At 72.7% G+C, this 22,499-nt stretch carries 17 protein-coding genes; 4 read left to right on the top strand and 13 right to left on the bottom strand.

Annotated features, from left to right (window positions below):
* Nucleotide 1: 1 nt before the first annotated feature.
* The gene (locus tag PUR26_RS19600) at nt 2–883 is read right to left on the bottom strand and encodes an HAD family hydrolase (RefSeq protein ID WP_329873709.1); all 882 of its coding nucleotides are present in this window, start codon (nt 881–883) and stop codon (nt 2–4) included.
* Between the two features lie 272 nt (nt 884–1,155).
* Nucleotides 1,156–3,210 (bottom strand): phosphocholine-specific phospholipase C, encoded by a 2,055-nt coding sequence (locus PUR26_RS19595; RefSeq protein WP_329873708.1) that lies wholly within the window; start codon nt 3,208–3,210, stop codon nt 1,156–1,158.
* A gap of 437 nt (nt 3,211–3,647) precedes the next feature.
* On the opposite strand from PUR26_RS19595, the gene PUR26_RS19590 reads away from it, so the two are divergent.
* On the top strand, nt 3,648–4,277 hold the full coding sequence (locus tag PUR26_RS19590) for a hypothetical protein (RefSeq protein WP_329873707.1): 630 nt from the start codon (nt 3,648–3,650) through the stop codon (nt 4,275–4,277).
* 81 nt (nt 4,278–4,358) lie between these two features.
* Here the strand turns inward: PUR26_RS19590 and PUR26_RS19585 are convergent, their stop codons facing one another.
* The 9 genes from PUR26_RS19585 to PUR26_RS19545 all read right to left on the bottom strand — a co-directional run bounded on the left by PUR26_RS19585 (nt 4,359) and on the right by PUR26_RS19545 (nt 15,792).
* Nucleotides 4,359–5,558, bottom strand: a complete 1,200-nt coding sequence (locus tag PUR26_RS19585) for an aminotransferase class V-fold PLP-dependent enzyme (protein ID WP_329873706.1) — start codon at nt 5,556–5,558, stop codon at nt 4,359–4,361.
* A gap of 1 nt (nt 5,559) precedes the next feature.
* Nucleotides 5,560–6,879 carry a pyridoxal-phosphate dependent enzyme gene (locus tag PUR26_RS19580; RefSeq protein ID WP_329873705.1) on the bottom strand — a complete coding sequence of 440 codons (1,320 nt, stop codon included), beginning with the start codon at nt 6,877–6,879 and terminating at the stop codon, nt 5,560–5,562.
* Nucleotides 6,876–8,378, bottom strand: coding sequence for a Y4yA family PLP-dependent enzyme (locus tag PUR26_RS19575; protein WP_329873704.1), 1,503 nt, complete (start codon nt 8,376–8,378; stop codon nt 6,876–6,878). The genes PUR26_RS19580 and PUR26_RS19575 overlap by 4 nt, the downstream gene beginning before the upstream one ends.
* Nucleotides 8,379–8,742: 364 nt before the next feature.
* Nucleotides 8,743–9,294: a GNAT family N-acetyltransferase gene (locus tag PUR26_RS19570; protein WP_329873703.1), complete on the bottom strand. Its 552-nt coding sequence runs from the start codon at nt 9,292–9,294 to the stop codon at nt 8,743–8,745.
* 191 nt (nt 9,295–9,485) lie between these two features.
* A complete protein-coding gene (locus tag PUR26_RS19565) occupies nt 9,486–11,204 on the bottom strand; it encodes a lysyl oxidase family protein (protein WP_329873702.1) in 1,719 nt (572 codons plus the stop codon).
* Between the two features lie 326 nt (nt 11,205–11,530).
* Complete coding sequence (locus PUR26_RS19560; RefSeq protein ID WP_329873701.1) at nt 11,531–12,910, bottom strand: FAD-binding oxidoreductase; 1,380 nt, start codon at nt 12,908–12,910, stop codon at nt 11,531–11,533.
* Between the two features lie 20 nt (nt 12,911–12,930).
* Nucleotides 12,931–13,167 (bottom strand): hypothetical protein, encoded by a 237-nt coding sequence (locus PUR26_RS19555; protein ID WP_329873700.1) that lies wholly within the window; start codon nt 13,165–13,167, stop codon nt 12,931–12,933.
* 187 nt (nt 13,168–13,354) lie between these two features.
* Complete coding sequence (locus PUR26_RS19550; protein WP_329873699.1) at nt 13,355–15,085, bottom strand: acyl-CoA dehydrogenase family protein; 1,731 nt, start codon at nt 15,083–15,085, stop codon at nt 13,355–13,357.
* Between the two features lie 149 nt (nt 15,086–15,234).
* Nucleotides 15,235–15,792: a PadR family transcriptional regulator gene (locus PUR26_RS19545; protein ID WP_329873698.1), complete on the bottom strand. Its 558-nt coding sequence runs from the start codon at nt 15,790–15,792 to the stop codon at nt 15,235–15,237.
* Between the two features lie 575 nt (nt 15,793–16,367).
* Here PUR26_RS19545 and PUR26_RS19540 point away from each other — a divergent pair.
* Nucleotides 16,368–16,793 (top strand): DUF6003 family protein, encoded by a 426-nt coding sequence (locus PUR26_RS19540; RefSeq protein WP_329873697.1) that lies wholly within the window; start codon nt 16,368–16,370, stop codon nt 16,791–16,793.
* Between the two features lie 115 nt (nt 16,794–16,908).
* Here the strand turns inward: PUR26_RS19540 and PUR26_RS19535 are convergent, their stop codons facing one another.
* A complete protein-coding gene (locus tag PUR26_RS19535; protein WP_329873696.1) occupies nt 16,909–17,460 on the bottom strand; it encodes a DoxX family protein in 552 nt (183 codons plus the stop codon).
* Between the two features lie 149 nt (nt 17,461–17,609).
* On the opposite strand from PUR26_RS19535, the gene pgm reads away from it, so the two are divergent.
* Together pgm and PUR26_RS19525 are read left to right on the top strand one after the other, a co-directional pair.
* The gene (gene pgm / locus PUR26_RS19530; RefSeq protein WP_329873695.1) at nt 17,610–19,250 is read left to right on the top strand and encodes a phosphoglucomutase (alpha-D-glucose-1,6-bisphosphate-dependent); all 1,641 of its coding nucleotides are present in this window, start codon (nt 17,610–17,612) and stop codon (nt 19,248–19,250) included.
* A 187-nt stretch (nt 19,251–19,437) separates the two neighbouring features.
* Entirely contained in the window at nt 19,438–19,986 is a 549-nt protein-coding gene (locus PUR26_RS19525; RefSeq protein ID WP_329873694.1) for a CchlQ, read from the top strand.
* Nucleotides 19,987–20,017: 31 nt separating this feature from the next.
* On the opposite strand, the gene PUR26_RS19520 is transcribed toward PUR26_RS19525, so the two are convergent.
* Nucleotides 20,018–22,078, bottom strand: coding sequence for a SpoIIE family protein phosphatase (locus tag PUR26_RS19520; RefSeq protein ID WP_329873693.1), 2,061 nt, complete (start codon nt 22,076–22,078; stop codon nt 20,018–20,020).
* Between the last annotated feature and the right edge of the window lie 421 nt (nt 22,079–22,499).

Genomic DNA, 22,499 nt, shown 5'->3' with positions numbered 1-22,499 from the left:
GTCAGTCCTCGGTGTCTTCGGCGTCTTCGGTGTCTTCGGTGCCGGTGGCCGCGGGGGCGGTGCCGGTCGTGGCCGTCGCGTCCTCGCTGCCGCCGAGGGGTCCGGTGACCAGTTCGGCAAGGTCGTCGACGACGACGTCGGCCCCCCTCCCCAGCAGCTCGGCGCGGGTCGCGGGGGTGGCGGCGCGGTCCACGCCCACCACCGTGCGGAAGCCGCCGCGCCGGCCTGCCTCGACTCCGGCCAACGAGTCCTCCACCACCGCCGCACCGCCCGGGGGCCGTCCCAGCCGCCTCGCCGCCTCCAGGAAGAGCGCCGGGTCGGGCTTGCCCGGAAGGCCCAGCCGCGAAGCCTCGACGCCGTCCACCACGGCCTCGAAGCAGGGCAGCGCGCCGCACCGGGTGAGCAGTTCCCGGGCGTGGCGGGACGCGGACACCGCCGCGAGGGGGACCCCCTGGTCGCACAGCAGGCGCAGCAGGCGCATCGTCCCGGGGAACGCCTCGACGCCGTGCGCCGCGAGCCACTCGGTGTAGAGCCGGTCCTTGTACGCGGCCACGGCCGCCACGGTGTCCGTGCCCGGAGGGTCCTCGGGGCTGCCCGCCGGCAGGTCCACGCCGCGCGATGCCAGGAAGGACGCGGCTCCGTCGAGGCGTCGACGGCCGTCGACGTGGCGCAGGTAGTCGTCCCCGATGTCGAACGGCCGACGCGCACCGGGGGCGGCGGGGGGATGTGCCCGCAGGCAGGCGTCGAAGGCGGTCCTCCACGCCGCGGCGTGCTCACGCGCCGAGTCGACGATCACTCCATCGGTGTCGAACACCACCGCCGCCACCCCGGACAGGGGCCCCTGCTCCGTCCGGTCTCCGGCGTCCGGGCAGCCGGTGCTCATGAGCCGTCGCCTCCGTACCCGGCGTGGCTCGCGACGGCCGGACGTGGCAGCATGCGCGACCTCCGTGCCCTGTCACCCTGAACACTACGAAACGAACAATTCTCCCTATAGTGCCAATTTTCCGGGTGGAAGAGCGAAGGACACGACAGGTGATCACGCCGGGCCGGGCAAAAATCCGCGCCCGGACGCGCGGGTCGCGCCCCCGGCGCTCCCGTACCCGGGCCGGCCACCGCCGGTGGGTGCGGGGCCGGGCGGGGGCACGGGAGGGCTCGTCAGGCCGTGAGGATGCCCGGGTCCGACAGCCCCGGCGCGCCCGTCTCCACATGGCCCGCGAAGCGGCGCAGGAAGTCCGGGGCCGTGGAGGTGACGGTGACGTCGTACCAGTTGCGGCAGGCGCGCAGGTCGACGGAGTGCGTGACGGTCGCCCCGGCACGGACGGTGACCGTCCGGGGGGTGCCGCCGTAGCCGTTGGTCACGGTGAGGCGGGCGTCACCGCTACCGGCGTGGGTGAAGGTGAGGTCGAGGTTGCCGGTGCTCGCGTTGTGGCGGGCGACGGCCTCGGGGCCGGCGGTCCTGCCGGGGTTGCGGAAGCGGCGCAGGAAGCCGTTCGGGCCGTGCACGGTCAGATCCGTGACCCCCTTCGAGTACTGCGTGTTCCAGGTGTCCGCGATCGACTTGCCCGCCTCGGTCGTGTACGTCCACGGCGCGTCGGTCCGGTTCGCCGAGGTCACGTAGAACTGGGCGCCGGTGGCCGGGCCGCCGCTGAAGGTGAGCCGGTACGTGCCGTTGCCGGTGTCGGCCGCCCCGTCGACGTACGGGGCGTACCGGAGCGGCCGGGTGGGCTTGCTGCCCGGCTCCTGCCGGGGCATCGTGCCGACGGCGGGGGGCGTGGGGCGGAAGTCGGGGTGACGCTCGCGGTCGGGCGGGTAATAGCCGTCGGTCGGCGGCAGCGCGGCGGGGGTGGTCTGGGTGCGCGCGAAGTCGAAGGCCGAGGTCAGATCCCCGCAGACGGCGCGCCGCCAGGGCGAGATGTTGGGCTCCCGCACCCCGAACCGGCGCTCCATGAAGCGGATGATCGAGGTGTGGTCGAAGGTCTCGGAGCAGGTGTAGCCGCCGGTGCTCCAGGGGGAGACGACGAGCATGGGAACCCGGGGGCCGAGGCCGTACGGTCCGGCGACGTAGCCCGTCCTGCCGCCGAAGTGGTCGAGCGCCGTGGGCACGGTCGACAGGCCCTGGGCGCTGCCGGACGGCACATACGGCGGGACCACGTGGTCGAAGAACCCGTCGTTCTCGTCGTAGGTGATGAAGAGGGCGGTACGGGACCACACGTCGGGGTTCGACGTCAGCGCGTCCAGCACCTGTGCGATGTACCAGGCACCGTAGTTGGAAGGCCAGTTGGAGTGCTCGGAGAAGGCCTCGGGGGCGGCTATCCAGGAGACGGCGGGCAGCCGCCCGGCCCGGACGTCGGCGCGCAGGACGTCGAAGAACCCGTCGCCCTTCCCGGCGTCGGTGCCGGTCCGGGCCTTGTCGTAGAGGGGGTCGCCCGGCCGGGCGTCACGGTACTTGTTGAAGTACAGCAGCGAGTTGTCACCGTAGTTGCCGCGGTAGGCGTCGCCGATCCAGCCCCAGGAGCCCGCGGCGTCGAGGCCGTTGCCGATGTCCTGGTAGACCTTCCAGGAGATTCCGGCCGCCTCCAGGCGTTCGGGGTAGGTGGCCCAGCCGTAGCCCGCCTCCGCGTTGTTGAGGACGGGGCCGCCGCCGGTGCCGTCGTTGCCGGTGTGGCCCGTCCACATGTAGTAGCGGTTGGGGTCCGTGGAGCCGATGAACGAGCAGTGGTACGCGTCGCAGACGGTGAAGGAGTCGGCCAGCGCGTAGTGGAAGGGGATGTCGTCCCTCGTGAGGTACGCCATGGTGGTGGGGGTCTTGGCGGGGACCCACTGGTCGTACCGTCCCTTGTTGAACGCCTTCTGCCCGCCGGCCCAGTCGTGGTTCAGGCCCTGGAGGAACTCCATGCCGAGGTCGTCGCCCGGGGGCCGGAACGGCAGGGTCACCTTGGTGCCGTCCGACTGGTTCCAGACGGACTTGCCGCTGGGCAGGGTCACGGGACGGGGGTCACCGAAACCGCGGACGCCCTTCATCGCGCCGAAGTAGTGATCGAAGGAACGATTCTCCTGCATCAGGACGACGATGTGCTCGACGTCCTGGAGGGTGCCGGTGGCACCTTGGGCGGGGATGGCCGCGGCCCTGGCGATGCTGTCCGACAGCACGGTGAGGGCGGCGGTGCCGCCGGCGAGTTGGAGGAAGCGGCGACGGTCGAGATCTGTCATGGATGCGTTGACCTCTATGGGTGAAGGGTGGCGAGGGGCGCCCCAAGGACAGCGTGCGCGGGGTATCGCCCGGCGGACGCTCCATGACTGCCCGCCGTACGGCGGGCGAACGCCCCGCGACGCGCCGCCGCGGCGCCGCCCCCCGCCGCGCGTGCGCGTCGGCCTCGCGCCGTTCTCCGGACCCGGTGCCGGGCCTGCGCGCGGCGCCCGCGTCCGGGGTCCACGGCGGCCCGGCCCGCCGGGTTCACCGGGACGCCGCATCCCCCCAGTCGACCCCAGAGCTTTGCACGGAGAGTCACCCAAGGAGCTCCCCGTGCGAGCACGGCGTCCCGGAACGTCCCTTTCCGGCAGGGGAAACGGCCGCCGGAGGCATTCCTCGAAATACATTCCGTACGGGACGGTGCGCGATGGGGTGCGGTGCCGGTACGGTCCCGCCCATGGACGACTTCGAGTTGCCCAAGCGCATCGAGGCGCACGCGCCCGACCCGTTCGTGCAACGACGACTGGCCGCCTATGACGCGGTCGCCGACGCCGGTATCTCCTGGGCCGTCAACCCCCGGTCGCCGCGCCGCGCGGAAGTGCGGATCGCTCGGGAGCTCCGCCAGGACATCCACGCGGCACGAGCCGCCTGGGCATCGCCCACGACACCCGACGAGCACGCGCCGCAACTCCTGCGGCAGCTCCACAGCCTGCTCCACATCAGCCGTCTGATACCCGCGCTGATCGAGACCACCGGTGACCAGGATCTCGACTCGGACCTGGTCCAGGCGCTGCGGACGGCCGCCCATATGTGCGGCGGATTCGACCGGCCGCTCAGCGATCTCGACGCCCTGGGCGACGGGGACGGACCGGGCCACCACGCTCCCCCGGCCGAGCCGGGAGCCCAGCGCCTCCCCAGCGGTGTCGGCACCCCCCGCACCGGGCCTCCCCCGGCGGGAGCGCCGCGCGCCGACTCGCTGCGCACGGCGTCGCGACACGCCCTGACCGCCCTGCTGCTGCTCGACAAACAGCTGCTGTCCAAGATCGCCCAGCGGGAGGGCGCCGACGAGGAGCGGTCCGGACGATGACGCCCGCAGCCGGCGGACCGGGCGGGAGGGGGGCTGTCGGCCCGGCCGCCTCCCGGGGCCGTGTCCCTGCGGGCCCCGTGTTCATTGCAGGCCGGCGAGTACGGTGAGCAGCCCCTCGATCTCCTCGGGACTGTTGTAGACGTGCAGACTCACGCGCACGGAGTCCTCCTTCTCCCCCTCACCGGCCTGGCAGTGGCCGTCGGAGCGGACCATGAAGCCGCGGCTGAAGAGGATGAAGCCGAGGTCGTGGGCGCTGATCCCGCGGTGTCTGAAGGTCACCAGGCTCCGCCGCCGCTGCACCTCGGAAGCCGCCGCGAGGCTCGCCTGGCAGCCGAGGATCTCGTAGGCGGGCATCCGTCGCAGCCCGTCCGTCAGCCGGGACGTCAGCGCCACGGTCCAGCGTTCGATCCGGTCCGTCCCGGCGGCGTCGAGCCAGTCGAGCGCCGCGGCCAGGCCCGCGACACCGGCCGTGTTAGGAGTGCCCTGCCAGCCGCCGGGCGCGAAGTGCGGGCCGCGCTGTCCACGGGCCCAGATCGCGCCGGAACCGGGCAGGGCGAGCGCCTTGTGGCCGGAGAAGACCACGAAGTCGGCGTCCAGGCCGCCGACCGAGACCGGCAGGTGGCCGATGCTCTGTGCGGCGTCCAGGCAGATGGGTACGTCCGGTCCCACCACCTCCCGGATCCGGTGCACGTTCATGTCGACGCCGTAGACGTGGTGCACGTGCGTGGCGGCGACGAAGCGGGTCCGCGGTCCGACGGTCCTGGCCAGTGCGTCCGGATCGTAGTCACCGGAGCCCGCCTGGTACGGCAGTTCCCGGACGGCGATCCGCACCCCTTGGCGGGCCAGCAGGTCCCGCGCCTCCAGCCACGGCTCCAGGTTCGCCTGGTGGTCGGCGAACGGGACGACGATCTCGTCCCCGTCGGCCAGCAGCGAGGGAAGCCATTCCCGCGCGACGGTGCGCAGCCCTTCCGAGGCGCCGCTGGTGAAGTGGACGGACGAGCGGGCCGGGTCCGGATCGCCCAGGAACTCCTTGATCCGCTCGCGGGTGCGCTCCACCATCGCCGTCGTGGTGTTGGCCCACGGGTAGGAACCACGGCCGGCGTTGGCGTTGGAGGTGGTGAGATAGGTCCGCACGGCGTCCAGCACCGCCTCCGGCTTCTGCCCGGTGGCCGCGCTGTCGAGGTAGGCCAGTTCCGGGTGAGCCCCCACGATCGGGAACTGCGCGCGCAACGCGGTGTGCCACGGCCCCAGTTCCCGCAGCTCCTCGGTGATGTCGGTCATCTCAGTCACGCACCAGCGGCGCGCCGGCGTCCCGCCAGGCGACGATGCCGCCGGTCAGACTGCGTACGTCGGGGTGGCCCATACGGGTCAGCAGGGCCGCGTACCGGACCGACTTCTCCCCGACCGGACAGGCCAGCAGCACGGGCTGGCTCCTGCTGAAGGGCAGCCCGCCCCTGAGCAGGTCGTCGAAGATCTCGTCGACGATGTTCACCGAGCCGTCGATGTGCAGGGCCGCGTACGCGAACGGGCCCCGCAGGTCGACGACGAGCGGGCGCTCCGTCGCGATCCACTTCCGGGCCTCGCTGACGTCGATGACGCCCGCCGCACGGATCTCCTCCTCGGTCAGCGTGGCCACCGAGTTCTTCACCGGCGGCCGGCCCAGCAGGTCCGGACGCCGCTGCCGGAGGTAGCCGAGGTAGCTCTCCACCCGGTCGCAGACGATGAAGACGGCCGTCCTGCGTTCGGTCAGTGCGGCGTCGAGCCGCCGGAGGTGACGGACCGCCCCGTAGTACGCGGCTCCGCCGGTGGGTCCGGCGAGCATCCCGCAGCGGCGGAGCAGGGTCAGCATGCCCTCGATGGCCTCGTCGGCGCTCACCGATTCGAGGGTGTCGTACGTGCCCGGATCGAAGATGCCGACTTCCTGCACCTCGTCGACGGTACGGATGCCGGGGATGAAGTCCGATTTCTGTCCGACCAGCCCGACGACGCCCACCGAGGGATCGTGCTCGCGCAGGGCCCTGGCCACACCGGTGGAGGATCCGGCCGTGCCGACGCAGGCGATGAACCAGTCGGGGGCCCGGCCGTCCAGGTCCTCGATGATCTCCGGCCCGGTGCCCGTCGCGTGGGCCTCGGTGTTCAGGGCGTTGAAGTACTGGTCCGTGTGCAGGTGGGCGCTGCCTGGCCGGTTCAGCTCCTGGTGGAAGAGGGTCAGCGGATCGTCGGTGTCGGTCGGGTCGAGGCACTCGGTCTGACCGGGCAGCTCCTCGATCTCGGCGCCCAGCAGCAGCAGGAGGTCCTTGACCTCCGGGATCCGCATCCGGTTGGTGACACTCTTGAACGGCAGCCCGTGCATGCCCGCGATGAGCGCCAGGGCCTTGGCGGTGTTCCCGCTGGACAGCTCCACCACCGTCTCGCCGCGCTCCTTGGCGCCGGACAGGCCGTCGCGGACCATGTTCCAGGCGGCCCGGTCCTTCAGCGAGCCGAAGGGGTTGAGCATCTCCAGTTTGGCGTAGAGGTCGATGTTGCGCAGGCCGTGCACGTCCGGGTCGATCCGTACCAGCGGGGTGTTGCCGATGGCCTCGGTGACGCTGTCGTACTTCATGTCCTGTGTCCCCCCGGACGTGTGATCGGCCAGTACCGCTCGTCGAGACACCAGCGCCAGGTACCGGATTCCTCGTGGACGGCGACTTTGCGTGCGACGGGCTGCTGCTGCGCGTGGGTGGCGCTGAAGTCCATGCAGTATCCGGCGGTGTTGGCGAAGGCGAGGAGGTCGCCGGGCCGGGGAAGCCCGGGAAGGAACACCTTCCTGCGGGTGATCAGGTCCGACTCCAGGCAGAGGTTGCCCATGAGGTGCACGCCCACCGGTTCCTCCCCGGGCACCGGTATCCCCCCGGCCCCCGGTTCCCCGCCGGACGCCGGCGCTCCGTCGCGGCGCACGAGCACGGGGTCCATCAGGACGCCGTGGTCCTCCAGGCTGACGTCGGCCGCGTTCATCGCCAGGCGCACCAGCCGCTCTCCGGTGTCGGTGGTGCGTACCTCCAGGACCGTGGCGAGGGAGAGTCCGCACTGGTCGGTCAGCGCGCGCCCGGGCTCGGCGTACAGCTCGTAGAGGCTCTCCAGCAGGAGGGTGCCCAGGGGGCGTCCGAGGCCGGGGGCGGGGCGTGAGAGCAGTTCGTCGAGGAAGGCGGTGCCGGCGACGGGACGGTGCGCCGGGTAGAGTCCGAGGGAGCCCCGGAGGGTGCCGTTCTCCACGCGCAGGCCATACCCGTGTCCGCCCCAGGTCATCGGGGGGCGCCTGCCCATCACGGAGCCGGTCAGCTCCGTGGTGTAGTGATCCCATTGGGCGGCGTGGGCAAGGTAGTTGACGCCGAAACCGCCGCCCACGTCGACGACGCGCGGCTCGAAGTCCCGGAGCCGTAGCTCCTCCATGGCCCGCAGGCTGCCCTCCAGCGCCGTCGCCTTCTCGTCGAGGCTCGTGGTGTCGAGGTGGTAGCCGACGCCGATGGGTTCCAGGACGTCCCGGTGGCGGACGAGGGTGTCGAGCAGACCGTCCAGGGCCTTCACCGAGGTGCCGAAGCGGCTCCGGCGGGACAGCACCTTCGCGCCGGACGTCTCGAACTCGGACAGCCGCAGCAGGATCCGCAGGCGGGGCAGGTCGTACGCGCGGACGAACCGGGCCGCCTCCTCCACCTCGCCCGGCCCGTCGGCGTTGACGATCGCCCCTGACCGCGCGGCGAGCCACAGGAACTCCGGGTCCTTGGGGCCGGTCGCCATGATCCGGTCACCGGTGAAGCCGGAAGCCAGGGCGTGCTGAAGCTCGGCCAGCGACGCGGCGTCGAGGGCCGCGTCCGCCGTGGCGAGCCGTCGCACCAGGGCGCTGGAGCGGTTCGCCTTGTGCGCGAAGAAGATCCGGCCGGCGAGCTGGTGCCGGCGCAGGACCGAGCGGAAGTCCGCCGCGTTCTCCGCGATCTGGTCCGGCAGCACGACGTTGAGCGGCGATCCGAGGGCGTCCACGAGCATATGGAGGAACGAGGACGCCTCCAACAGGGATGCCGAGCGCGGAGCCAGGCGCGGTTCCAGGTACAAAGGGGCGTTGCTCATCCCAGCGGTTCCTCCCGGTGAGGGACACGGACCGGCGTCAGCAATGGCCATAGGACCTTTTCCATCGACGGGCGCTTTATACCTGGCCGCCGTGCGCGGGGCCGCTTCCCGGTCACAGACGGCCGGATCGGAACGGTCGCGCGGCCGAGGCCCCCGGCCTGTCCCACCCTTCGGACGCCATGGGTTCGTCAGTGGCGGTCCGGGGAGGTACGTGAGGCAGGCGGTGCCGGAGATCCGCGGGAGTCCGCCGGGATCCGTGGGGGTCCCCCGGGGATCCGTGAGACCCCCGGCTTAGGGGACGCGGGGGCCGTGCGTCTTCGGAGATCCCCGGGCCGCGAGGTCCGTGAGCCGGAGGGTCCGCGCTTCAGAGGGTGCGGCTCATCAGGATCTCGTCGCGGTCGTCGCCGGGGGCCACCCGCAGGACACCGGGCCGACGCCCGGTCTCGACCCACCCCAGCCTGCGGTAGAAGTCCTCCAGGCCCAGCCCGTCCCGCGCGGTGAGGTTCAGTCGTTCGAGTCCCATCTCCTCCCGGGCGATGTGGTGGACCCGGTGCATCAGCGCGGCGCCGAAGCCGCGACCGCGGAAGCGGGTGTGGGTCTGCAGGTGGTTGACCACGCCGCAGTGGGCGACCAGGGGATGCGGATCGCGGCGCAGGACCAGCCAGCCCGCGAGCTCCCCCTCGGTGGTGGCCACGAGCAACCGGCCCCGCCGTGGGTCGAGGCCTTCGACCAGCTGCCGGACCACCGGGGCGACGTCGCGGGTGGTCAGGGGTGGCAGCGGGAACTCGGCCGCGATGACGGCGCCCCCGGCGTTGCTCACCGTCGTCCAGCACTCGGTGAGCTGCTGCCCGAGTCCGGGGGTGACCTCGTGCGGCCGGGCGATCTGCAGGATTTCGCATGTCTCGGACGTCTCCATGGCCGGCAGACTGCCAGACGGCGTCCCGCGACGGGGGCCGTACCGGGCAGGTCCCGGCCTCTCCGCGTCCTCTCCGGCCCTGCACCGCGGGCGGGGCGGACCCGCGGGCGTGGGCGTGGGCGGGCCGTTGCCCGGCCGCGCTCGCGCGAGCGTGGCCGGGCAACGTTCCGCGACGATGCCGCTGACGAGCCTCAGTTGGCGTCGACCAGGTCGTGCGGGGGCACGGTCACCGTACGGGCGCCCGGCTTGCCGCCGAGGACGACCTTGCGCAGAGCGCTGTTGTTGGTGAGGTCGGTCTCCTTGAGCCGCTTCTCGGGGTTGGCCAGCACCTGGATGTAGTAGGTGCCGTTCGCCAGTCCCGTGATGTCGAAGGACTGGCCGGGCAGGTCCTGCGTGTACGTGTCGCCGGATCCGACATCGAGGACCTCGCGGACGGAGATGGAGTTCTCCTGGCCGCACGCGGTCGACAGGTCGGTGCTGCCCGGGTGCCAGTTGGCGTTCTTCACCGTGTAGTCGACGGCATCGGTGTTGGCCAGGCAGAACGCCTCCTTGCCGCTGCGCACCGTCTCCTTCTGGTCGGCCTTGAGCAGCCGGTAGCTGGCGAAGTCCGTGAAGTGCCAGTGCTCGTGCCCCGGGCGCGGGTCCCACTCCATGGTGCCGGTCGGGGTGTAGCCGACCTGCTTGCCGTCGGGGGCGTAGAAGTACTGGTAGGCGTCCATCAGCTCCTTGCCGGGCGCGCGGAAGCCGTCGACCACGAGCTGGGCAGGGCCGGCGTTCCACACGTTGGCGCTGAAGGCGAGGTAGTCCTTGCCCGGGACGTCGGCGCCCCCGTCACTGATGGTGATGCCGTAGGCGGGCAGTGACCGGAGGTCGGGCATCGGGACGTCCGGCACCGTCGCCCTGCCGGTCGGCCGCTTCGCGTTGGGCTGCGCGGCGGGAGCCCGGCGGGAGCCGTCCGTACGGCCGACGCCGTCCCCCACCACCGCCGACCTGAGGCCCGCGCCCGCCTTCTTCAGCGCCCAGGGCAGGGCGGGCGGGGCGGGGGCGTAGGGGCCGTGGCCGATGTTGTACGAGGGGCCGGCCCCGCTCGTGGGCGCCGCGGGAGCGGGAGCGGGCTGCGCGCCATGGCCCGAGTGCCCGGCGCCATGGGCTCCGTGGCCCCCGGCGCGCGCTCCGTGACCGGCGGCGGAGGTCACGCCCACGCCGCCCTCCTCACCGCGCTCGCGCACGGTGAGCTTGATCGTCTGCGGCTTGTCCTCCATGCCGAACAGATCGCGGTAGCGCTTGGTCACGGACACCTTGGCGGTGTAGTTCCCGGGGGCCAGGGCGACGGGCGCGGAGTAGTAGCCGGCATAGGTGTTGGCCGCCCAGCCGTTCTCGACTCCCCACACCGAGCCGAGTGTGAACGGGTTGGTCGGGCAGCTCTGCGGATACGCGGACCGGGCCGGGGCGTCGGGGCGGACGCGGCCGGACGCGTTGTTGGGGCAGAAGGACTCCGCCTTGTCCAGCACCGTCCTGCCGGCCGTGTCCTTGACGGTGACCTGGACGAAGCCCGGCAGCCCGGAGAAGTCCTTCACCAGGCCCGCGGGGAGCGTCTTGGTCCGGGTCCTGTTCCCCTCCTTGAGGATCTGCTCGGCGACGACCGGGTCCTTGTACGACTTACGGGTGACCTTGAGTTCGAGGGGCCCGTTCTCGGCGGTGAGGTAGGTGCCGAGATCGAGATAGACGCCCGGGTTGTCCTTCCAGGAGTCGAGGGTCACCGAGGTCGAGGCGGCGATCAGGCTCAGCTTCGGCCCGGGCTCGGCCTTCTTGGTCTCGGGCGAGGCCGCGACCGCGCCGACGGTCACGGTGATCGCGGCGGCGGCGGCGATCGACGCACGCCATAAACGGGTCTGGTGGGGTCTGGTCATCGTTCCTCGTTCCAGGTGCCTGGTGGTCGGTGGGGAACAGCCCTGGCGGGGTGCGGACCGGCCGGTCGGGGCGCGACCGGGCACTGATCGCGTGGCTGCCTCCCGCACCCTGAGAGGGGGCGGGAGGCCCCACAGGTTGTCCGGGAGCGCGGGTGTCCGGGATCGTTGGCCGAAAGCAGCGCTGTCGTCGACGGATCAAGCCGTACCGGCAGCACCACGGCCCGGCGTCGGGTCGGTTGTGGTACTGGCAGCCGCAGCCGTACGACCTGCGCAGGGGGAGACGGGTCCGGCCCGAACCACGGCCCAGGGCTGGGGCGCCGGGGGGGTCAGGGCGCCGGATACGCGTGGAAGACGCCCTGCGGGTCGTACCGCTCCCGGAGAGCCCGCAGCCGCCTCCAGTCGTCCGCCGTGAACGACCGTTCGGCGCGTGAGGAGGCGGCGGTGAGGTCCGCCTCTGCGATGTAGTGCCCCGTCCCGAGCGGCTCCACGGTGCCCATCGCCTCGCGCAGCCACCGGGTGTGGGCACCGTCCTCGGCGGGGTCGTCCCAGATGGCGTAGGGGACCACATAGCTCGACCCGAGGACCGAGAACGCCATGTCGCGCAGCAGGTCCTCGTCCCGCGACACCGGCGACAGGGGTGCCAGGACGAGGGACTGCCCGGAGGGGGCGCGCGCGACCGCCCCGGCGAGCCGTGACAGCAGCGTTCCGAGGTCCGCGTCGGACCACAGGGTGTCCACCGCGTAGCGGCGCTGCGGCGGCCAGCGGCCACCGGAGAATTCGAACAGTTCCCGGGGGGACGTCGGCACGTTCACCTCGTGGAGGAGAGCCCGCGCGGCGAGAGGGCCGTCCTGGAGCGGCCGCAGGGACCGGGCGGCCTGCTCGCGCGTGTCCGCGAACGCGGTGGCGGCGACGACGACCACCTTCTGCCGCGGGGCCGCCTCCGTCATCCGCGGATCTGCCGTCGCGAGCACCAGGGACAGCTCCACGGTCGGTGGCAGCGCCTTCGCGGTGCCGGTGGCCCACTCCGCGACCTCGTCGACGTCCGTGAGGGGGAAGGCGTACGTCGTCGACGTGATCGCCCGGGGCAGCCGGTACGGGCGGAGCCGGAACGCGGTGGCGACGGCGAAGAATCCCGGCCCCGCTCCCCGCGCGGCCCAGAACAGGTCGGGGTTCTCGTCCTCGTCGCAGCGCACGACCTCGCCGTCCGCCGTCACCGCCTCGACCTCGTACACGCTGTGGCAGGCCGGCCCCACGGCACCGGAGTTCCACCCGAGCCCGCCACTGAGGAGATATCCGCCGAGGGCGACCGACCCGCAGTGCCCCGTGGGGAACGCGAGGCCGTGCCCGGCGAGTTCGGCCGCGAGGGCGGCGCCGGTGACGGCGGGCTGCACGGTCGCCGTCCCGCGCTCCGGGTCGACGCGGCACCGGCGCAGCCGGGAGAGGTCGATGAGCATGCCGTCGGAGCGGACGGACGAGCCGCACCAGCTGTGTCCCCCGGCCCGTACCGCGACGCGCATCCCACGCGCCCGGGCGAGCCGCACGGCTGCGGGGACGTCGCGTTCCGAGGCCGCCCGGACGATCATCTCCGGGAACCGTCCGGGCTTGCGACCGTTGCGCACCATGCCCGCCCGGACCGTTTCGTAGTCGGCCTCGCCCCGGTGGAAGATCTCCCCCTCGATGGCCGTGGCCGCCCCTCGTTCACGCATCGCGGCTCTCCGGGGCCCGGCTAACCGGCCGTGGCGAGGGCGAAGACGGTGACGACGTCCTCGGTCGGGGTCCCGCCGGAGAGCACCTCCTGCGTCGGGACACCGGCGGACAGGGAACGCCCCTCGTCGAAGGCCCGCACCGCCCGGTCGGTCTTCCCCTGCCAGCGCCTGTGGTCGTCCACCCGGCCGTCCCGGACCTCCTGGGAGGTCACGACGGTGGCACTGTCCGCCGGGTCGCGGCTTGCACGGACACTCATACGCCGTAGTGTAGATCGAAAGGGATATACCAGACAATTTCCGCCAGATCCACCATGTGCCGCCGCCCTTCGGGCCTTCCGGCGGACACACCCCGGCCGCCCCGGTCCGCGCGGACGTCGCGCGGCCCGGGGCGGCCTCATGCCACGGGTGGATGGCGCAGGTGCCGCGGCAGGGCGGCCGCGGCCCCTACGGCGCCATCTCGTACGCGCCGGACAGCGCCTCCACCCGCTCCCAGACACGGGCCGAACGGGCCTCGTCGACCACCGGGCGCCGGACCGCGCCGAGCGCCCAGCTCTGCTGCTCGGCGGTGGCGGAGTCCTTGCCGTACAGCTCGACGGCGTGCGCCGAGAAGTCGCGTACGAGGACGGAGAACAGCTCGTCGAGAACGTCCTGTTCCAGGCCGGTCAGGCGGGCCTGCTCCAGGATCAGCTGGGCGTGCACGACCAGTGCGAACAGCTGTCCGACAGCGAGCAGGAGGTCCAGGTCGCGACTCTGCTCCTCGTCGGGGGCGGCGGTGGTGACGAAATCGCACAGGGCGTCGGCCTGCTCGCGGAACCGGGCCACGTTGGGCACGTCGGCGTACGCGTCGAAGGCGGGGCGCCAGTCGTGGAACCGTACGGAGCCGAGGCCGCGGGCAGGCCCCTGACGGAAGAGGAACGCGTCGTCGGCCGCCTCGGTGCGGGCCGGCACGGGCGCGTACTCGGCCGGGTTCAGCAGATGGTTGCGCATGAACTTGAGGATCAGCGCCAGGTTGACGTGGACCGTGCCCTCCAGCTTCGGCAGGCTCCGGATCTCGACGGCCGCCTGCGCGAAGTAGGTGTCCTTCTCGAAGCCCTTGGCCGCGATGACGTCCCACATGAGGTCGATGACCTTCTCGCCCTCCGTGGTCACCTTCATCTTCGTCATCGGGTTGAACAGCAGGTAACGGCGGTCGTCGGGGCCGGCGGCGCGGAAGTAGTCGACGGCGCGGTCGCTGAAGAGCTTCATGCCCACCAGGCGGACGTAGGCGTCGGCCAGCTCGCGGCGCACGTGCGGGAACGCGGTGACCGGGCGGCCGTAGAGGATCCGGTTGTGCGCGTGGGTGACCGCCTCGTACATCGCGTGCTCGCAGATGCCGATGGAGGCGGTGCACAGGTTGAACTTGCCGACGTTGACGGTGTTCAGGGCGGCGTCGAAGGCGGCGCGGCCGGTGTGCAGGACGTCGTCCGCGGTGACCGGGTAGCCGTCGAGGCGGAACTCGCTGACGTACTTCGAGGAGTCGACGACGTTCTTCACCAGGTGGTACGACGGGTGGCGGCTGTCGGCGGCGAAGAAGACGTAGCCGTCGGGGCCCTCCACGTCGGTACGGCGGCCGAAGACGGACACGAGCCCGGCGGCGTTGCCGTTGCCGATGTAGTACTTGGAGCCGCTGGCCCGGAAGCCGCCCTCGCCGTCGGGCTCCAGCAGCATGTCGGTGGAGTAGATGTCGGCGCCGTGGGTCTTCTCGGACAGACCGAAGGCGAACACCTCGCCCTGGCCCAGGAGTTCGGCCGCCCGCTCGCGGGCAGCGGTGTTGTCGCTCTGCCACACCGGACCGAGGCCGAGGATGGTGACCTGCCAGGCGTACCAGTAGTCGAGTCCGTAGAAGCCGAAGATCTCGTTGAGGGCGGCGATCCGGGCGGTGTCCCAGCGCTTGTCCTGGCCGCCGCCGGTGGCAGCGGCGGCGGAGGCCGGGGTGAGGAAGGTCGCGAACAACCCTTCCTTGGCGGAGAACGCGAGGAAGTCCGCGAGCCAGGCGCGGGAGCGGTAGTCCTCGATCAGCCGGCGCTTGCCACGGTCCTCGAACCAGTCGACGGTGGCACGCAGCAGCCTGCGGGTTTCGGGGTCGAAGTGCGCCGGGTCGTAGGTGCGCGGGTTGAACAGCAGCGGGTCGGCCATGAGGGTCGCCTTTCCGGCTCGGGAGATGAGGGATGAGGGTCGGGACGCGAGGTCCCGCTGTGCGCGGGCGGGACCGGGAGGCCCCGCGGGTACGGGAGGGGCGGGGAGGCACCGGAGCTGCCGGTGGGGTCCCGGCGCCCCGGTGGGGTTCAGCGTCCGGCGGCGATCCGGTGGAGGGTGGCGAGCACGTCGTCGAGCCAGGCGAGCATCATCCGCTCGTACGCGATGCCTCCGCGCAGGACGACGTGCTGGAGCTCCTCTCCGGCGTCGAGCGGTCCCACCACCTCGGGTCCGGTGAAGTCCCGCAGCTCACCGGCCAGGTAGTGCGCGAGCCGCTCGGAGTGCGCCTGGTGGTGGCGCTCGACCTCGCGGATCAGCGCGGCCGGGTCGTCGAAGGCCGCGCCCCGGATCTTCACGGCGAGGTCGTGCCGGACGCTCTCGGGCTGGATCGGTTCGTGCAGCCACTGCGACAGGACGCCCCGGCCGAATTCCGCGACGGAGTACTCCTTCTTGTCCGGCCGGGCCTGCTGCGGCACCTCGCGGACATCGATCCAGCCGTCGCCCTCCATGCGCTTGAGGACGCGGTAGATCTGCTGGTGGGTGGCGGTCCAGAAGTAACCGATGGACCGCTCGAACCGCCGGGCCAGCTCATAGCCGGAGCCCGGCTTCTCCAGCAGGGAGACGAGGATCGCGTGTTCGAGCGCCATACCCCGATCCTCCTATGCAACTCGTTGCATAGACAAGCCGCGGCGCCCGGGTGAGACGCGGCTCACCCGGGCGCCGCCCGCTCCCGGCGGATCCCGCCGCGACCGGCCGGCGGCCGTACCGGCGGCCGAGTGGAACGGCATCCGGCCCCGGACGGGTGGCTCGCTCAGCGGGGACGGCTCACAGGGCGCCGGGGAGACCCGGGCCGGGCGCCACCGCGCGCCCGGTCGCCGCCCCGGTACGGGAAGGAAGGACGCCGCCGCGGAACCGTCGTGGGCGGTGGCCGTGGCGCGTCCGCCGGGATCGCCCCGGTGGTCGAGGCCGCGCGCGTCCGCGCGTACCGGCGACGGTGGCCGTCCCGAACCCGGGCTCGCCCCGGGGCAGCGGCACGAGCTGCGTACCGCCGCCCGCGGCGTCGCCCCGCCCCGCCCCGGTCCGACGGCGCGGGGGTGCCGCGCCCGTCCTCACCCGCGCGGACGGCCCCGCCCGAACGGGCCCGCGCCGGTAGTGCATCGCGCCCGGCGGGGTAGAGGAACGCGGTGATCGCACCAGCAGTCTCCGGAAGAAGGACTTGACGATGACGGACGATGCCTATCTGTTCCTCGCGGACGCCTCGGCCGTGCACCTGGGCACGGCGCTGGCCGCCGTCGGCGAGCTCGAATGCCTTGAGACCCCCGCCGTACGGGCCTGGCTGGACGCCCACGGCGTCACGGCGGCCTCGCCGGACGTACGGGTGCTGCCGCCCGAGGAGACCGGCTTCATCCCCGAGGGCGCCGAGCGGCTGCCGGTCCCCCTCAGCGAGGAGGAGACCGAGCGGGTGCGCCGGGCGGCGGCCCCGGAGTCCGTGGGCCGGGTGGAGGCCGAACTGGCGGCCTTCCGCGACAGCACGGAAGGCCGCGACGCGCTGCTCCGCAAGGCTCTGGCCGCGGGCGTCCCGGCCCATCGCATCGTGGAGCTCACCGGTATCGACCCCTCGACGGTGGCGGCCGCCTCGGAGGCGTGAGCGCCGGACGCCCACCGACCGGTACGGCAGACGGACGGACGGCCGGGTCGGCGGCGGGAGGCGCGGGGGAATCGCTTCCCGTCCCGTCCGCCGCCGGCCGGGTGCGGCGGGTGGGTCAGCCCGTCGGCAGCCGGGTGGCGACGGTGTGGGCGGCGGCCCTGGCCCGCCCCGCCGAACGGGCGGCCGCGGCGTCCACCGCCCGGCGGGCCGACCGGGCGGAACGCCGGCCGTCCGCCACCGCGCGGCGGGAACGCCGCGCCAGGGACGGCTTGCCGTGCGTGTCGGCGACCGCGATCAGCAAGCCGCCCAGCAGGGACAGGTTCTTGTAGAAGTGGACGCGCTGCCGGGCACGTTCCTGCGGATCCTCCACCGTCCAGTACCGGTGCCCGGCGAGCGTGGTCGGCACGAGGGTGGCGGCGAGCGCGAACGCCGACAGGCGCGGCAGCCGGCCCAGGGTCAGCAGGACCCCCGCACCGGTCTGAACAGCGCCGCTGATACGGGCCAGTTGTTCGGGGTCCTCGGGCAGGAGCGGGATCCTGGACGCCACCGGCAGGGCCACCGGCGCGGCCGCCGGAGCCACGGCCCGGGGATGACGCAGGACCTGGAAACCCCCCGTCACGAAGACGGAGGCCAGCAGCGGTCGAGCCAACTTTCGGAGAATCGCCATGCGAAGCGGGTGCCCGGGCCCACGCTGGGCATGCCCCGACGGAACGTCCGCCGACGGGGGCGGGCGGAGGGGCGGCGGGACGAATCGCGGGCGAAGAGCGATCATGTCTCGTGCACGGGACGTACTGACGGATGTGGAGGAGTGGACGGATGCCGAACGAGCGCGCGGGACAGCCGGCGCGGCCTGAGGACCTCATCGACGTGTCGCGGCTGGTGACCGCGTACTACGCCTTGCACCCCGATCCGGCCGAACCCGGGCAGCGTGTCGCGTTCGGCACGTCGGGGCACCGCGGCTCCTCCCTCGCCGTGGCCTTCAACGAGGACCACATCGCCGCGACGAGCCAGGCGATCTGCGAGTACCGCGCCCAGCAGGGCACCGACGGGCCGCTGTTCCTCGGCGTGGACACCCACGCGCTGTCGGAGCCCGCCAGGGTGACGGCCGTCGAGGTCTTCGCGGCCAACGGCGTCACCGTACTTGTGGACACCGACGACGGGTACACCCCCACCCCGGCGGTCTCCCTCGCGATCCTCACGCACAACCGGGGCCGCACCTCGGGGCTCGCGGACGGCGTGGTGGTCACCCCCTCGCACAACCCTCCGGCGGACGGCGGCTTCAAGTACAACCCGCCGAGCGGCGGACCGGCCGGCTCGGACGCGACCGGCTGGATCCAGGAGCGCGCCAACGAGATCATCACCGGCGGCCTGAAGGACGTACGCCGCCTCCCCTACACCCGGGCGCTGGCCGCCCCGACCACCGGACGCCACGACTTCCTCGGCGCCTACGTGCGCGATCTGCCGTCCGTGCTGGACCTGGACGCCGTGCGCGCCGCCGGGGTGCGGATCGGCGCCGATCCGCTGGGCGGGGCGTCGGTCGCCTACTGGGGCCGTATCGCCGATGAGCACCGGCTCGACCTGACCGTGGTCAACCCGCACACCGACCCGACCTGGCGGTTCATGACGCTGGACTGGGACGGGAAGATCCGGATGGACTGCTCCTCCCCGTACGCGATGGCGTCGCTGATCGAGGGCCGGGACCGCTTCCGGATCGCCACCGGCAACGACGCGGACGCCGACCGGCACGGGATCGTCACCCCGGACGGCGGGCTGATGAACCCCAACCACTACCTCGCCACCGCCATCGCCTACCTCTACAGCCACCGCGACCGGTGGCCCGCGGGCGCGGGGGTCGGCAAGACGCTGGTGTCGTCCGGGATGATCGACCGGGTCGCCGCCGATCTCGGTCGCGAACTGGTGGAAGTACCCGTCGGTTTCAAGTGGTTCGTGGACGGACTGCTCGACGGCACCCTCGGCTTCGGCGGCGAGGAGTCCGCGGGCGCGTCCTTCCTTCGCCGCGACGGCTCGGTATGGACGACCGACAAGGACGGCATCCTGCTGGCACTGCTCGCGTCGGAGATCCTGGCGGTGACGGAGCGGACTCCGAGCGAGCACTACGCCACCCTCACCGAGCGGTTCGGGGAGCCGGCGTACGCGCGCATCGACGCACCCGCCACCCGCGAGGAGAAGGCGGTGCTGAGCCGCCTCTCACCCGAACAGGTCACCGCCGACACCCTCGCCGGGGAGCCCATCACCGCTGTGCTCACCCAGGCCCCCGGCAACGGGGCCCCCATCGGGGGCATCAAGGTGACCACGGACAACGCCTGGTTCGCCGCCCGCCCGTCGGGCACCGAGGACGTCTACAAGGTGTACGCCGAGTCCTTCCTCGGGCCCGACCACCTGGCGCGCGTCCAGGAGGAGGCACGCTCCGTGGTGTCGGCCGCGCTGCGGGGCTGACGAGCCGTCACCCGGCGGCCCGGGGGGTGTGCCCGGGCCGCCGGGTGACGGGCCCTTCCCCTCCGCCTCTTCCCCGGCCGGGAGGGGCCGGGCCGCTCGTGCGGGCGGTGCCGTCCCTTCCTGTCCTTCGCGGCGGCGCGCGCGTAGATTCCTGACATCTGCGCCGGAAGACCACTGGGGGACAGACATGGACTGGGGGACACTCCTCGCCGCGGTGGGCGGCGGTTCCATCGCCATATGCGGCACCGTTCTCGCCGACCACCTGCGTCACCGCCACGAGGACGACCGCGGCGTCGGTACCCGCAGGCGCGCCGTCTACCTGGAGTTCATCACCGCCGCCGGGGTGTGCCACACCCGGTTGCGGCACATCGCCGGTCGTGCGGGCACCGGGACCGAGCTGGACGCGGCCACGCGCGCGGCGCTCGACGAATCCGGGATCCACGAGGCGCGCGAGCGGCTGTTCATCGACGCCTCCACCTCCGTGGCCGGCGCCGGGCAGACGATGTTCGAGCAGTTGCGCGTCCTTCAGCGGACCGTCGCGGCGGGCGCCTCTCCGACGTCGCCGGCCTTCCATGACGCCTACCATCCGTACATAGGGTCGGTATGGGCGTACCGGGTCGCGGTCCGTGAGGAACTCGAAGGGCGTCCCCTCTCCCCCGCGGCGTTCGGCTGGGCCGGATGGGACGGCACGGACCGGTGTCCGACGTGCCGGCGGGGAGCCTCGCCGGTGGTGTGAGCGGGAGCCGCTCCCGGAGTACGACGGGGTGTCAGGCCGGCAGGGTACGGGCGAGGAGCACCGCCACGTCGTCCTGCGCCGCCCCCGGCAGCAGCCGGCCGAGGAGGTGGTCGCAGAGCTCCTCCAGCGGCTGGTGACGGTGCGCCAGGGCCTGGGCGAGCTGTTCCATGCCCTCGTCGAGGTCCCGGTCGCGGGCTTCGATGAGACCGTCGGTGTACAGGACGAGCAGACTGCCCGGGGGCAGCGGCACCTGCTCGGTCCGGAATTCGCGTCCTCCCGTGCCCAGCGGTGTGCCGGGCAGCCCGTCGAGGAACGAGACCGTCCCGTCCGGCGCGGCCACGGCGGGCGGGGGGTGGCCGGCTCTGGCGATCTCGCACGCGCCGGACTCCGGGTCGTGCACCGCGTAGACGCAGGTGGCCATCTCGTCCTCCCCCAGCTCCGCCACCACCTCGTCGAGGGAGCGGAGCATCCGCTCCGGGGCGATGTCGTGCCGGGCCAGGGTCCGTACAGCCGTGCGCAGTTGTCCCATGACGGCCGCCGCGTGGACGCCGTGGCCCATCACGTCCCCGATCACGAGCCCGGTCCGGCCGTCGGGGAGGCTGATGGCGTCGAACCAGTCGCCGCCGACGTCGTGGTGGCTGGCGGGGAGGTAGCGGCCCGTGAGGGCGAGGCCGCCGACATCGGGCAGGGCGCTGTTCGTCAGAGAGCGCCGCAGGGTGAGGGCCGCTTCGCGCTGGCTCGTGTACATGCGGGCGTTGTCGATGTTCAGGGCCGCGCGCGCGACCAGTTCGTCGATGAGCACGCAGTCCTCCTCGTCGAACGGCTCACGGTCGCGCACCCGCGTCACGACGACCGCGCCGAGCACCTTGCCGCGGGCCACGAGCGGGATCAGCCGCGCGGCGCCGATGCGGTTCATCAGGTACGCGCGCAGCTTGTCGGCCCCGGGGTCGGTGATCAGCGCCGGGACGTCGGACTGGTACAGGTTGACCGGCCGCCCGTCGGAGATGAACCGCTCGTACACCGAGCCGAGCGGAATCTGCAATGTCATGCCGGCCGCGAGCTTCGCCCGGGGGGCGGCCGGGTCGGGGAAGGCGGCCGCCAGCCGGCGGACCACTCCCCGGTTGGACCCGGCGGCCTCGTCGGGTGCGATGACCTCCTCCAGCAGTTGCACATCGGCCGAGTCGGCGAGCTGGGGCACCAGGACCTGCACCACCTCCTGCGCGGTCTGCCGCAGGTCCAGGGTGGTGCCGATGCGGGTGCCGGCCTCGGCGAGCAGGGCGAAGCGTCCCCGGGCCCGTTCGGCGTCGACCAGCGCCTGCTGCCCCTCGGTGATGTCGATGAGTGAGGCGATCAGTCCCAGCCGCTGGCCGGCGCTGTCGAGCAGCGGGGCGTAGGAACAGGACCAGGTCCGTTCGCGGGCGGGGTCGGCGGCGGTCCGGCCGGTGCGGCGTGCGTCGACGACGGCCGTGCCGCGGTCCAGGACCTGCCCCATCATCGACTCCAGCGCTGTGGCGTTGACGCCGGGCACCACCTCGGTCAGCCGCTTGCCCAGGTGCTCCGCCGGTGAGACCCCGTTCATCCGGGCGAGGGCGTCGTTGACCCGCATGAACCGCAGGTCGGGGCCGAGCGTGGCCAGGCCGATGGGCGACTGGGTGAAGAGGCTCTCCAGGGCCGCCAGCGAGTCCCGCATCCGCAGGACCTCGGAGGTCTCCACGGCGATGAGCAGGGTCCCGGGCCGTCCCCGCCCGTCGGTGGCGGGCACGATCCACATCTCCATCGTCACCTGGTGTCCGTCCCGGTGCCGCACCGGGAGGGTTCCGACCACCGTCTCGCCCGCCTGGACCCGGCGGGTCAGCTGGGCGGCCAGCAGCCGGTTGGACTCGGGGACCAGGAGGGCCGTGGCGGGGCGGCCGATCACGTCCTCGCGCCGGTGCCCGAGCAGGTCCTGGGCGGCCAGCGACCACTCCGCGATCCGGCCTTCCGCGTCCTCCCGCCACAGCGCGATGGGCAGCAGGTCGCGGAGCACACCGGCGTACCCGACAGCCGCCAGTGGCTGTTCCGGAACCTGGCTCGTCGACTGGTGAGCGTCCAACGCACCGACCTAACCCCGGGGGGCTCGTTTCCTACTGAAATACCCTATCCGAGACATTGCGGCGAGGTGCTCCCGGACCCTGCCCGTCAGCACCCCCGGCAGCCGGGGCCGCCGCGCCCCGCGTTCCCGCTGGCCGGTCACGGACGGCCAGGGAGGTACGGGGACGGCTCGGCGAGCAGGAACCGGCCCCGGGCGGCCCGCACCCGTCCCACGCCCCGGAGCCGGCCCCGCGCGCCCACGCCCGCCCCGCGCCCCGGAAGCGTCCCGCCCGGCCGCGCCGGGGGCGGCCACCCCGCGGCACCGGAAACCCTGGGACACCTGCCTTCGCGTCCCCCTTTCGCCCGGTAACACCGCGATCGACCGCTTCCTCTGCGAGTTTCCGGGAGGGCGTGCGCAGGACACGCGTGTGCGGCCGATCACT

It is taken from the genome of Streptomyces sp. SP18CS02, from assembly GCF_036322365.1.
GTDB lineage: Bacteria > Actinomycetota > Actinomycetes > Streptomycetales > Streptomycetaceae > Streptomyces.
The sequence above is the reverse complement of the archived record's forward strand: the minus strand, read 5'-3'. Positions and strand labels throughout refer to the sequence as shown.

Coding starts and splice junctions, on each gene's coding strand:
- PUR26_RS19535 (WP_329873696.1), bottom strand. CDS start 17,460: ATGGCGATTCTCCGAAAGTTGGCTCGACCGCTGCTGGCCTCCGTCTTC.
- PUR26_RS19600 (WP_329873709.1), bottom strand. CDS start 883: ATGAGCACCGGCTGCCCGGACGCCGGAGACCGGACGGAGCAGGGGCCC.
- PUR26_RS19565 (WP_329873702.1), bottom strand. CDS start 11,204: ATGACCAGACCCCACCAGACCCGTTTATGGCGTGCGTCGATCGCCGCC.
- PUR26_RS19580 (WP_329873705.1), bottom strand. CDS start 6,879: ATGAAGTACGACAGCGTCACCGAGGCCATCGGCAACACCCCGCTGGTA.
- PUR26_RS19570 (WP_329873703.1), bottom strand. CDS start 9,294: ATGGAGACGTCCGAGACATGCGAAATCCTGCAGATCGCCCGGCCGCAC.
- PUR26_RS19555 (WP_329873700.1), bottom strand. CDS start 13,167: ATGAGTGTCCGTGCAAGCCGCGACCCGGCGGACAGTGCCACCGTCGTG.
- PUR26_RS19595 (WP_329873708.1), bottom strand. CDS start 3,210: ATGACAGATCTCGACCGTCGCCGCTTCCTCCAACTCGCCGGCGGCACC.
- PUR26_RS19585 (WP_329873706.1), bottom strand. CDS start 5,558: ATGACCGACATCACCGAGGAGCTGCGGGAACTGGGGCCGTGGCACACC.
- PUR26_RS19590 (WP_329873707.1), top strand. CDS start 3,648: ATGGACGACTTCGAGTTGCCCAAGCGCATCGAGGCGCACGCGCCCGAC.
- PUR26_RS19545 (WP_329873698.1), bottom strand. CDS start 15,792: ATGGCGCTCGAACACGCGATCCTCGTCTCCCTGCTGGAGAAGCCGGGC.
- pgm (WP_329873695.1), top strand. CDS start 17,610: ATGCCGAACGAGCGCGCGGGACAGCCGGCGCGGCCTGAGGACCTCATC.
- PUR26_RS19560 (WP_329873701.1), bottom strand. CDS start 12,910: ATGCGTGAACGAGGGGCGGCCACGGCCATCGAGGGGGAGATCTTCCAC.
- PUR26_RS19525 (WP_329873694.1), top strand. CDS start 19,438: ATGGACTGGGGGACACTCCTCGCCGCGGTGGGCGGCGGTTCCATCGCC.
- PUR26_RS19550 (WP_329873699.1), bottom strand. CDS start 15,085: ATGGCCGACCCGCTGCTGTTCAACCCGCGCACCTACGACCCGGCGCAC.
- PUR26_RS19540 (WP_329873697.1), top strand. CDS start 16,368: ATGACGGACGATGCCTATCTGTTCCTCGCGGACGCCTCGGCCGTGCAC.
- PUR26_RS19575 (WP_329873704.1), bottom strand. CDS start 8,378: ATGAGCAACGCCCCTTTGTACCTGGAACCGCGCCTGGCTCCGCGCTCG.